The organism is Bacillus sp. FSL R9-9530 (assembly GCF_038008145.1).
GTDB lineage: Bacteria > Bacillota > Bacilli > Bacillales > Bacillaceae_G > Bacillus_A > Bacillus_A mycoides.
This window is the reverse complement of record NZ_JBBOYO010000002.1, coordinates 186612-198630: the sequence shown is the minus strand read 5'-3', so window position 1 is coordinate 198630 and position 12019 is coordinate 186612. Positions and strand designations below refer to the sequence as shown.

The 12019-nt window shown below is 32.6% G+C and carries 9 protein-coding genes and 1 pseudogene; 6 read left to right on the top strand and 4 right to left on the bottom strand.

Annotated elements, in window-relative coordinates; translation table 11 throughout:
• Positions 1-3: 3 nt before the first annotated feature.
• The gene (locus tag MKX66_RS28760) at positions 4-159 is read right to left on the bottom strand and encodes a hypothetical protein (protein WP_412097860.1); all 156 of its coding nucleotides are present in this window, start codon (positions 157-159) and stop codon (positions 4-6) included.
• A gap of 763 nt (positions 160-922) precedes the next feature.
• Here MKX66_RS28760 and MKX66_RS28755 point away from each other — a divergent pair.
• Positions 923-2905 carry a methyl-accepting chemotaxis protein gene (locus MKX66_RS28755; RefSeq protein WP_341087904.1) on the top strand — a complete coding sequence of 661 codons (1983 nt, stop codon included), beginning with the start codon at positions 923-925 and terminating at the stop codon, positions 2903-2905.
• Between the two features lie 1107 nt (positions 2906-4012).
• Positions 4013-5140, top strand: a complete 1128-nt coding sequence (gene tnpB, locus MKX66_RS28750; protein WP_341087902.1) for an IS200/IS605 family element RNA-guided endonuclease TnpB — start codon at positions 4013-4015, stop codon at positions 5138-5140.
• 555 nt (positions 5141-5695) lie between these two features.
• Here the strand turns inward: tnpB and MKX66_RS28745 are convergent.
• From MKX66_RS28745 to tnpA (MKX66_RS28735), 3 genes and pseudogenes are all read right to left on the bottom strand, one after another.
• Positions 5696-6001: pseudogene (locus MKX66_RS28745) on the bottom strand (hypothetical protein); the annotation flags it as partial.
• Between the two features lie 376 nt (positions 6002-6377).
• A complete protein-coding gene (locus MKX66_RS28740; RefSeq protein WP_341087899.1) occupies positions 6378-7490 on the bottom strand; it encodes a transposase in 1113 nt (370 codons plus the stop codon).
• Positions 7491-7501: 11 nt separating this feature from the next.
• A complete protein-coding gene (gene tnpA, locus MKX66_RS28735) occupies positions 7502-7900 on the bottom strand; it encodes an IS200/IS605 family transposase (RefSeq protein WP_002169923.1) in 399 nt (132 codons plus the stop codon).
• An 808-nt stretch (positions 7901-8708) separates the two neighbouring features.
• Between tnpA (MKX66_RS28735) and MKX66_RS28730 the strand changes: the two genes are divergently transcribed.
• The 4 genes from MKX66_RS28730 (at position 8709) to tnpA (MKX66_RS28715) (ending at position 12014) form a co-directional block, all read left to right on the top strand.
• Positions 8709-9449 carry a 2OG-Fe dioxygenase family protein gene (locus MKX66_RS28730; protein ID WP_002065477.1) on the top strand — a complete coding sequence of 247 codons (741 nt, stop codon included), beginning with the start codon at positions 8709-8711 and terminating at the stop codon, positions 9447-9449.
• Positions 9446-10192 (top strand): SDR family NAD(P)-dependent oxidoreductase, encoded by a 747-nt coding sequence (locus MKX66_RS28725; protein WP_002144105.1) that lies wholly within the window; start codon positions 9446-9448, stop codon positions 10190-10192. The genes MKX66_RS28730 and MKX66_RS28725 overlap by 4 nt, the downstream gene beginning before the upstream one ends.
• A gap of 144 nt (positions 10193-10336) precedes the next feature.
• The gene (locus MKX66_RS28720; RefSeq protein ID WP_412097835.1) at positions 10337-11224 is read left to right on the top strand and encodes a DMT family transporter; all 888 of its coding nucleotides are present in this window, start codon (positions 10337-10339) and stop codon (positions 11222-11224) included.
• A 388-nt stretch (positions 11225-11612) separates the two neighbouring features.
• Positions 11613-12014: an IS200/IS605 family transposase gene (gene tnpA, locus MKX66_RS28715; protein WP_033733370.1), complete on the top strand. Its 402-nt coding sequence runs from the start codon at positions 11613-11615 to the stop codon at positions 12012-12014.
• Positions 12015-12019 lie beyond the last annotated feature (5 nt).

The window sequence follows — 12019 nt, the reverse complement described above, 5'->3', positions numbered from 1 at the left end:
ATATCAACGATTTCCCATGATATCAACTTTAAATCCCCAATCATCATTAAAAGGATCAGAATATGCAGCTTCAACTTGTTTTGTTGGTGTAATCATTTCGATGCTAGTAAAACCGCCTAATAATAGGCTTCCAATTAATACGACTTTACCTAGTTTCATTATAATTCCTCCTATCAATTTTCATGAAACAATTCAATATAAAAAATGTGTCACATTGTTTCATTCTCCAAAATACATATTGGTTTCTGCGGTTATATATTCTAATGCTAGTATTTTTCTATATAGATGGTAGCAAATTAAAATTCATACTAAATAATTTGTAATATATGAAGGTACGTATAATGAAAAATTTATATATTTTTTGATTTTAATATTTAAAACGTATGTATACATGTTACAATATAGTCCTCCAATTTATTATATTCTTCTATTTAGAATTTATGGTTCAGTAATCCAATAAAACAAAAAGCGGCTGTAGTAAATAGATGTATGAATGAAGTGAAGCAGTTAGAGTGGTTTAAAAAGCCATTAAGTAGAATTATCCAGGGGATATATTCACTTAGTTAAGTTTTAGAGAATTTCTTATGGTAAGGATTTCATACAATTTAATTAGGCCTAAATTAAACCTTTTATCCAATCAAAACTAAAAACCATTTTAATAGAGTGAAGTATATATTTTAAACGGTTTATTTGGAATAATTCTTATTTTTATATTTGCTTAAAATAGAAAAATAACATACTTGAAAGGGGGGATAAATAAAGCTCCGCTTGTGAAAGTTAAATTGCTATCTATGAAGATGCATGTAAAAGAATATAGTAGTAATTTCATTTCAAACGATACCATAAATAATTGTAGAAAAAGATAAAGGAGCAAACGTTAAAAAAATAACAAGAGCTGCAAAAACGAAAGGAGAAGTAGATAGTGTTTAATATAAAAAAAAGATTGGGACAAATAAATCTCAAAACGAAGTTGTCTATGGCATTTATTACAATATTAATTATACCTAGTCTTATCGTAGGAATAACATCTTATGATGAGGCGAAAACAGATCTTAATGAAACAATTTTACAAACTGCAAAAGATAATGTAAGTATTTTAAATAAGATTGTTGATGATGAATTAGAAAATAAATATACAGATGTAACTTATTTTGCAAAATTACTCACACAAGGCAATTATAATCTTGATCAATTACAAAATGTACAGAGTAAATTTGAACAATATATACAGTTACATCCAGAGATAGAAACAATTTATACCGCATCCAGTAACAATCAATTTATTCATGCCCCAGTTGGAAAAGTGCCAGAAGGGTTTAATCCGTTAGAAAGTAGTTGGTATAAGGATGCTGTAAAAGCAAATGGTGAAATTATTGTTTCATCTCCGTATAAATCAAAGGCTACTGGAAATATGGTAATAGCAGTTGCCAAACAAAATGAAGATAAAAGTGGTGTCATTGGTATGGACTTGAATATTGATGATATCGTAAAAATATCTAAAATGATAAAAATAGGAAAGCAAGGTTTTGTATCTATAGTGGGGCAAGATAAAACTATAGTTGTTCATCCAACATTAAAACCTGGTGAAAAATTAGATAAATCTTTAGCAGATGAACTTTATAAGAAAGAAGATGGAGAGATTACGTATAGCCTCAATGGTGAGGATCGAAACATAAGCTTTAAGACAAATAAAAAAACAGGCTGGAAAATAGCTGGTGTAATGCCTACGAAAGAAATTGAAGAAGCTACCAATCCTATTTTTTATAAAACATTTGCTATAATAGGAGCTTCATTATTATTAGGTGGAATTATAATTTTCTTCGTTCTTAGATCTATTATTAATCCACTAAGACAATTAGTTATTTCAGCTCAAAGAATTAGTCGAGGAGATTTAACGGAGAAAATTGATATTCATTCAAAGGATGAACTTGGTCAATTGGGTGATAGTTTCAATGCAATGGCAGAGTCTTTACGCAATATTATTTCACAAATTAACACATCTGCAGGACATGTAGCAGCTTCTTCTGAGGAACTAACTGCTAGTGTAGAGCAAGCAAGTGTTGCAACAGAACAAATTACAAAAGAAATGGAAGAAATCGCACATAGTGCAGAAGTTCAAAACAATGAAGTTGAGTCTGGAGCTAAATTAATAGGTGAGGTAACACGAAATATTCAATGTGTAGCTGATAATGCTTCTGAAGTATCGACCTCATCTTTATACACAAAACAAAAAGCAAATGAGGGGGAACAATTAGTAGAACAAACTGTAACACAAATGCAGTCTATACATAATTCTGTTTCCCAATCCGATAATGTAATTAAATTATTAGATAAGAAATCGCAGCAAATAGGCACTATATTAGAAGCGATTCAAAATATTGCTGAACAAACAAATCTACTAGCACTAAATGCGGCGATTGAGGCGGCTAGGGCAGGAGAACAGGGACGTGGATTTGCAATTGTTGCGGATGAAGTTGGGAAATTAGCGGAACAATCAGGACAATCTTCGATGGAAATTGGAAAATTAATTAAGGAAATACAATTAGATGTACATGAGACTGTTAAAGCTATGAATGAAGTAGGAATAGAAGTACAGTCGGGAATTAAGGTAGCGAATGATACAAAACAAAGTTTTTATGAGATTTCAAATTCAGCGAATGATATCGTTTCCAAAATACATGGTATGGTGGACCTATCAAATAAGATGACATCTGATGCAATGCAAGTCGATACATCTATTAATCAAATAGCAGTAGCTGTAAAAGAGAACACCACAAGTATGCAAACTATAGCTGGTTCATCCGAAGAACAACATGCTTCCATGGAAGAGATAAATTCTTCAGCAACTCAATTGGCACAAATGGCAGAAGAACTTCAAGAGTTGATTGGAGGGTTTAAGGTATAAGTGAGCATTTTAAAATATAATTGTGTGAAGTGTTATAAGTCATAGCAAGTAAATGCTAATTATGACACTTGTAAATGAGGACCAACTACTTTAAAAGGTAGTTGGCCTCTTTTTTTGGAGGGAAATTTATTAAATCTATTTAAATGAAAAGTTTAAATAGATTTAATAAAAATTGAGAAAATGAGAATATATCCTTTTTTAAAAAGATACAAAGAAAGAGGACGGAAAATCCGTCTTCTTCATCTAATTCCAAATAATATCTGATGATTTGTAAGCCCAGTCAAGGTATGCAGGTTTACCGCCACTACTAAATGATAGTTCAAAAGCAGCCTTAAAGCCTTGCGGGAAACCTTCTTTATTACTTTTCCACTAGCCTTATGTTTAAGAGAAACATATGAATTAGATTAACCTCGATTTTTGATATATACTTTAAGGTGACCGTATCCTGCAGTAACACTAAATGGTATATAATCACTACTTTTCTGGTGGGTTATTGTAGTACGGCTATTTTCGTCCATTACTCAAGCACTAGCGCCCGTTGGAAATGAAAATGCTGTAAAAACAAAACCAAACATTAAAACGATAGAAAGTAATACTGAAAATAATTTGTTCCTTTTCATAATTAAATCCTCCTATCTTCAATTAATTTATTTCAAGTATAATGAGTATTCTGGATAATTAGAATAAGTGCATTTATCAAAAATATGTATAGTCTTAATTTTTTGGAAGCGTTCTATATAAAATATGAGTGTTGTGATGAAGAAAAATTAAGAGGAAATGATAAAGAACTTCTTTCAGATTCATTGAATCTTATATGTATATTGAATGAGAATGATATTGGTAGAAAGAATTCTCAAAGATGAAGGCTAGCAATTCCATATGCAAGTTTTAGTAATACTTCATATATTAAAATCTATTATAAATATAGATCTTATATATTAGAAAGAAATAAAGATAAAACTTTTATCATTTTCCGACAGAAGACTCCTTCCTCAAAAATGCGAAGGTGTGAAACACCAATTTTAGGTGGGAGATGAATGTCGGTAGGCGTAAGCCTACTTTTTTTGTATACTATTAAGAAGAATGCTAGAAAGAGAGGTGCAATCAATGTTAATAAATAGAGCATATAAATTTCGTATCTACCCGAATAAAAGACAAGAAATCTTGATTGCGAAAACGATTGGATGTAGTCGATTTGTGTTCAATCGCTTCCTTACTATGTGGAATAATACTTACAAAGAAACAGGGAAAGGATTAACATATAATTCTTGCTCTGCCGAGCTCACTCAATTAAAAAAACAGAATGACACGATATGGTTAAAAGAAGTAGATAGTATTGCGCTTCAATCCACATTGAAAAATCTAGCAGATGCTTTTTCACGCTTTTTTAAGAAACAGAATGATCTTCCACGATTTAAGTCAAAACAGAATAAAATCCAATCTTACACAACAAAACAAACAAATGGAAATATTGCTGTAATAGATAATAGAATCAAACTACCTAAAGTCGGACTTGTGAAGTGTGCAAAGAGCCGTGAGGTAACAGGACGTATTCTAAATGCTACCGTTAGACGGAATTCAAGTGGCAAATACTTTGTATCTTTGTTAGTTGAGACAGACATACAAGAATTATCGAAAACAGGCTCTTCCGTTGGGATTGATGTGGGATTAAAGGATTTTGCTATTCTTTCAAATGGAACTACATACAAAAACCCTAAATTCTTTCGTACATTAGAAAAAAAGTTAGCGGAAGCACAACGCATTCTTTCCAGAAGAACAAAAGGTTCTTCGAACTGGAATAAACAACGTATGAAAGTGGCACGAGTCCATGAACATATTAGTAATGCAAGAAAAGATTACTTGGATAAAATCTCTACCAAAATCATCAAAAGCCACGATGTGATTGGTATTGAGGATCTACAAGTAAGCAATATGCTAAAAAACGGTAAACTTGCCAAAGCAATCAGTGAAGTTTCTTGGTCACAATTTCGAAATATGTTGGAATACAAAGCAAAATGGCACAGGAAGCAAGTTGTAGTTGTCTCAAAAACATTTGCTTCTAGTCAGCTATGTTCAAGTTGTGGTTACCAAAATAAAGACGTTAAAAATTTAAATCTTCGTGAGTGGGATTGTCCTTCTTGTGGCACACATCACGATAGAGATATTAACGCAGGACTGAATCTTAGAAACGAAGCGATTCGTCTCTTAACCGTAGGGACTACGGGGATAGCCTAATCAATTAGAAACCGCTAGGTTTCCGTACTTAGGAATCTCCCACTTCAAACAGTCCGTTAGGATGTTAAGTGGTGAGTAGTTCAATCAAGACTGTAAATATGGATTTTTTCTTTATTTTGGTAAATGGAGTAGCATTTATCGGCTAATTACCCACAATTTATTCAGATAAAGAGGCTACTTGTTAACATTATTAAGTTTTTACACAGAACTCACATTATTCTTGATGATTTTTATTAGGTATAGGTAAAAGGATTAGTAACCACATGGGTAGTAGGGAATTTTTATTCACATTTCATTATATTTGTCCTCATATCCATTATTTTTATATTTTCTCTTCTAATTTTTTGTAGATATAAAATAGTATGTTTTACTACACAGGAAGAATATTCACATGTATATTGTGGAGATTCATGTATAGGGAGCAGGAGATTTGTATAGAAGTGCATAAAAAAAGACTCCATTTTACAAATAGAGTAGTAGAAAAGAATCGCTAATGAAACAAACATGAATAGCCCTCTACTTTCGATTTTTTCACAAATAGAGAGCTTGTTGCTATTATTTTATTTCCATTGCGGTTAGCACCTGATCTGGAGCTGTTATTTTTACACCAGCACGTACTAAATGTTCGAAGGTACGCATAAACTCTAGTAAATTAAACTGCTTTGATAGCTCAATAACACGAAGTTTTTCTTGTGGTAGTTTATCAATTGCCTCGATAAACCATTCACGTACATCACCTGGAATCGTACGTTCTTTATGGCCACGAACTTTTAATTTTTCACGCATTTCAATTTCTAAAGCGATATATGCATGGAGATTCACTCCCTGATCATATGCATATTTTCTAAATAACGTTTCTTCCTACGATTCATACATTTAAGAATGGATTAGCTACTACAGGTGAGAAACACGGTGCTACAAGGATTACTGAAGACGATGCGTTGTTTATTAGAAAAAATTATAAAGCAAGAGATACAGCGTTTGGATCAACGGTTTTATCCCGAAAATCTGGAGTATCCCAAAAACAGTAGAGAACATCACTAAAGGCATTAAATGGAAATATATTTAAGGGTGACAACACTACATACAACTGAACAGTGAACTACCCGCCACTTAACGTCCTAACGGACTGTTTGAAGTGGGGGCTTCTCGGTTAGTCGTTACTTTTGATAGCTAACGAATTCGTCCTAAGACAGCCGAGCTAACTCCCTTGTTCCAAAGGTTATTTTATTGCTATTTACGCTAACACTAATAGACGTATTGCTTCATTTTTGATATTGATAGCTGCGTTATAATCTCTATCGAGATTTACACCGCATATACAAGAATATACTCGTTCAGACAATGACATATTTTTTACATTTCCACAACTGCTACATGTTTTTGTGGAAGGAAACCATTTGTCTATTTTCATAAGTTGTTTTCCTTGTTCGTATAGTTTATAAGCTAAAAAAGAAGTGAACATTCCCCAACTATTGTCAGCGACACTTTTTCCAAAATGAAGTGCTTGCGACATTCCTTTCATGTTTAGGTCTTCAATAGCTACAACATCAAAATTAGTAGCCAACTCTTTAGACTCATGATGAAGGAAATTCTTACGTTGGTTAGCTACTCTCTCATGTAACTTAGCTACACGAATACGTTGTTTATTCCAACGCTCAGAACCTTTATTGCGTCTTGCTAATACTCGTTGTGCCTTTGCTAATCGGTCTAACATTTTACGATAGAACTTAGGATAATTGGCTTTCTCACCCTCAGAACTAACATATAATCCATCCATCGCAAAGTCTAATCCAACAAATGTTTCTACTTCTTTTTGTACAATCTCTTTTTCGTATTCAGTCAAGATGGACACATAGTATTTACCAGTAGGTGTCATAGAAATCGTACATGACTTGATCATATAATCTTGTGGTATCTCTCTATGCTGTTTGATACGTACCATTTTCAGTTTTGGCAATTTGATATGACCATTAAGCAACATAATATTTCCGTTTACTACATTCGTTGTATAAGACTTTCTGTCTTTTTTACTTTTGAATGTTGGGAAGTCATTTTGACCACTAAAGAAATTCTTATAGGCAGTTTGCAAGTTTAGTTGAGCATTTGCCAAAGCTAATGAATCAACTTCTTTTAACCACTCAAATTCTGCTTTATATTTCGCAGGAGTTGGAAGCTTTTGTTTCTTTAGTTGTTGCTTATCATCTTTGTATTTTTCGTACGCTTCTTTCCGTTCAGCTAACATTCTGTTATACACGAAACGTACACAACCGAAGGTTTTACGCATAAGATATGCTTGTTCTTCTGTTGGATACAAACGGAATTTATATGCTTTATTATGCTTTGTCATATCATTTCACCTCACTTTTCACCTTGGTTTTCAATATATTTCTTTACTACATCTATTGGAGAACCACCAGTAGTTAGTAAGCAAAAACTTCTTGACCAAAACATCTCTTTCCAAAGTTTCTTTTTCACTTGTGGAAAGTCTCTCTTGATTAGTCGAGAACTTGCACTCTTATAAGCATTGATGAATTTTGTCATTTCTGTATTCGGATGTGCCTTGAACAAAATATGAACATGGTCTACATCATGATTCCACTCTACCAGTGTTATGTTGTAATTCTCGGATAACCTGACAAACATGTCTTTTGCATAATCTGACATATCATCATCAAACACATTTCTTCTGTATTTTACGACCAACACAAGATGATAATATAACAAGAACACTGAATGATTATTGCTGTCTAATTTCATTGATATACCAACCTTTTTTTCTTTATAAGACTGATTATATCAGAGGTAAAATAAAAAGCAAAGCCTTTTGGCTACGCCAAACCGAAATTCATCTCCCACCTACCGCTGGGCTACGCCCTTCACGCGCTTGAGGAAGGAGAATTCTTTCGAGGAATTCGTTAAATTAGCAGAATTTTATTGAAAAAAGAAGATAAAAAGAGAAGGCACTCGAAATGAGGGGTCACTGTTTTGCTAATAGATTAGCGCTGGACTAGGATGACGGTGGTCATGCATAGCGTTCCATTTAGAAGTGGTGGTTCTTTATATATTACAATTAAGAAATAACGATATGTATATTTGCATTTGATTTAACAGTTAGTTTTTTCAATAATAAAAATATGGAGATAAAACATTCTACTAATAAAAGGTAATATTTTACCTTTTTAAAATATCAATTCTCGTCTTTATATACATATATTTATACAGGTGGATTAATCGACGTTATTTGAAAAAATTCATTTGAATGATACATCTTACATTTTGGAGGGGACAAGCAAAAATGGGGAATAAAGAGAAAAAGCCTAGCGAGTCAGAATAAAAAACTAATTAAAATAAAATTTCATACAATTCGAAAAAATTTGCAAAAATTCTCTAATATGGTTTATACTGTAATAGGAGTGATTAATAACCAAATGGTTAATGGATAGTTAATGTTGTGTATTAATTTAACAAGTTATATTTAAGGTTATTAAACATATTACTCCTCAACCCATGCTTCATTCTGAATATACAGTGGGGAAAATATAATTTGAAAGTTTGAGGTGCTCTTATGCTAACAACAGTTTCTAATAAGACAAGCAGTTTTGACGTAGAACAAAATGTACATGAATTCGAATCAAATGGATACATTCAAATCTCTAATGATATTTTTTTACAAGATCAAGAAGATCAGGCATTACTAACGAAAGCACAGTTAGACTACTACAGCTTACAAAACGACGCATATGGTGAATGTCGCGCTAGAGCCTATTCAAGATATATAAAATACGCTGGTTCTTCAGATTATGTTCTAGATACAGACAATGGATATTTCCAATCTGAAGAATATAATTATGACGATGGTGGGAAAATTAGAAATTTCAACAGTATAACAGATGAATTTTTACATAATTCATTAATTGAGAAAATTGTTCGCTTTGATAGTGAATTTGCATTTAATACAAACATACTTGATACAAGTAAGGATATAATTATAGGTTTACATCAAGTAAGATATAAGGCAACGAGAGAAAACCCTTCTTTTAGCTCTCCAATTTGGCTACATAAGGATGATGAGCCGATTGTCTTTTTACATCTCATGAATTTAAGTAATACAGCTCTTGGCGGAGACAATCTAATTGCAAACAGCCCTAGGGAAATTAACAAGTTTATAAGTTTGGAGGATCCCCTAGAAACTTTAGTATTTGGACAAAAGGTATTCCACGCTGTAACACCACTAGGAACAGAGTGTAATACAGAAGCCGTACGTGACATTTTATTAGTAACGTTTTCTTATAAGGAGCCAAAATGATAAAAAATAAAACTATTATGATTTCAGGCGCCAACAGTGGTATAGGAAATGCTTGTATTGAATATTTTTTAGAAAAATCATTCAATGTAATAGCTCTTGATATTAATACAAATAAATTAGTAGACTATACAAAAACACATACGTCTTTTAAGTTAGTACAAATAGATTTAAGTAACAGCAATGAGATTAATAATCTTTTTATACAATTGGATACAGATACCCTTTGTCCCGACATACTTATAAACGCCGCTGGTATCAGGGAAATAACACCTGTATTAGAACTTTCTGATGATCTATTTAAAAAAGTAATAGATGTTAATTTAGTAGCACCCTTTATTCTTTCAAGGGAAGCTGCTAAGCGTTGGTACAAGTCTAAAACAAAAGGTTGCATAGTAAATATAGCATCTGTTTCAGGATTAATGGCTGAACCTGAAAGAGCGGCTTATGTTGCATCAAAACATGCTCTAATTGGACTTACTAAACAGATGGCTATGGAGTTTGGTAAGCAAAACATACGAGTGAACAGTATTTCTCCCGGTGTCATTAGAACAGAGCTTACAGAAGAATATTTTAGTGATGAGCGTTTGGTATCCCTTATAAAAAGCAATCAATCCTTAGATACGTGGGGACTACCGCAGGATATTGTTTCGTGTATTGAATATTTAATTTCTGATCAGGCTCGCTTTGTTACAGGTTCCAACTTTGTCATAGATGGCGGTTGGACAGCTGGGAAGAATTTATAATTAAGTGTTTTTTGTAAATAAATGAAAAGCACCTGTCCTTTATAGAAGGTCGGTGCTTTTCTTACTAAAAATTAGATATTTAACGGGGGGATTAAATTGATTCAACAAAATTCTATTGAGAGAAAATCATTACCGGCTTTGAAGATGATAATATCAATGGTTATTTTCGGTTCAGTCGGCTTTTTTTCCGTACAAACAAATTTACCTTCATTTGAGTTGGTATTTGTACGATGCATTTTTGCTACAATATTTTTAAGTCTATGCTGGCTTATTACTGGACAGTACAAACATGATAAATGGGAACGAAAAGAAGTTATTCAAGTCTTGATATGTGGATTTTTCCTTGTATTTAATTGGGTATTTTTATTTAAAGCATTTGAAAATATGTCAGTCACAGTTGCAATATCAGTTTATCACCTTGCTCCAATAATTGTACTTATCATTGGAAGTATTGTTTTTAAAGAAAAATTAACAGTATTATCTGTTATCTCTATCATTATCTGCTTTGTAGGAGCGTTATTAATCGCTGGCATAAACAAAAACTTCTCTTTCGACTCGATAATGTCTTCTGGCATGGTTTGGGGACTTCTCGCAGCTCTGTTTTATGCATTTACAACTTTATTTGGAAAAGGTATTAAGAACATGAGTGCTTATGCAATGACCTTTTTGCAAACATTTTTAGGGATTTTTCTTCTAATACCCTTTATAGATTTTGATGCATTCCATGGACTGACTCAAAGTAATTGGACGTATATTATAGCAACCGGCCTTATCCATACAGGATTGGTATACTACTTATTCTTTGATAGCTTACGTGATTTATCAACAAAATTAATCTCGATATTAGTTTTTTTAGATCCAGCTGTAGCAATTTTATTGGACACGGTGCTTACAGGATTCCGACCAACTTTAATGCAAATATCAGGGATTACTCTAATTTTTGTTGGTATGGCTCTAACTTTCAAAAAATCTAAAAATAAGACCCAAAAATTTAAAAAACAAACTATAGAAGACGACGCTGGTGTATTGTAAAACAATCAAATCATAAAAAAACACTTGCGACATAATTGGGGTAGCAGGACATGCCCATCAATCTAGTGAAAAGAAACACCTCAAGACAGTAAAAATTTTCTTTTTCTACAGGTGATTTTTTTTGAAATTCATCTTATTTTTTCTTAAGTTTATGAGGTATCTAACTATTTAGATATCCAATTAGGTATATTCTATTTATTTTAATTTTTACAGCCATTTCCGAACGAGAAAGCCCATCGCCTTTAGGCATGGGATGATAGTGAGGTTGGATACGGAGTACCATTAAAAATCGAAAGGTTTGTGGTACTTTAAGTATCCAAAGTGTTGGTGTCTTTTATTTTTTATCCTTTTTGTTGCAGTTAGATAAACAAAATGATACAGTATAACCATGATAAATGACTATAGAAGAACTAAAACAACCGTATCATTCATTAACTATCATTTTGTGTTTTGTCCAAGATACAGAAGAAAGATTTTTCTAAACACAAAAGTAGAAGAACGTTTCAAAATGTTGGTTCAAGAAATATGTAACGGCCTGGATATTGTTATTATCGCAATGGAATGTGATACAGACCACGTTCACTTGTTTTTAAATACAATGCCAACACTTAGTCCCGCCGATACAATGGCGAAAATTAAAGGGGTGACATCAAAGCGTTTGAGGGAAGAATTTCCTCACCTTATGCACTTGCCAAGTTTATGGACACGTTCCTATTTTGTTTCTACTGCTGGAAATGTATCAAGTGAGACAATAAAACATTATGTTGAAAATCAAAAAACAAGGGGGTGAAACTT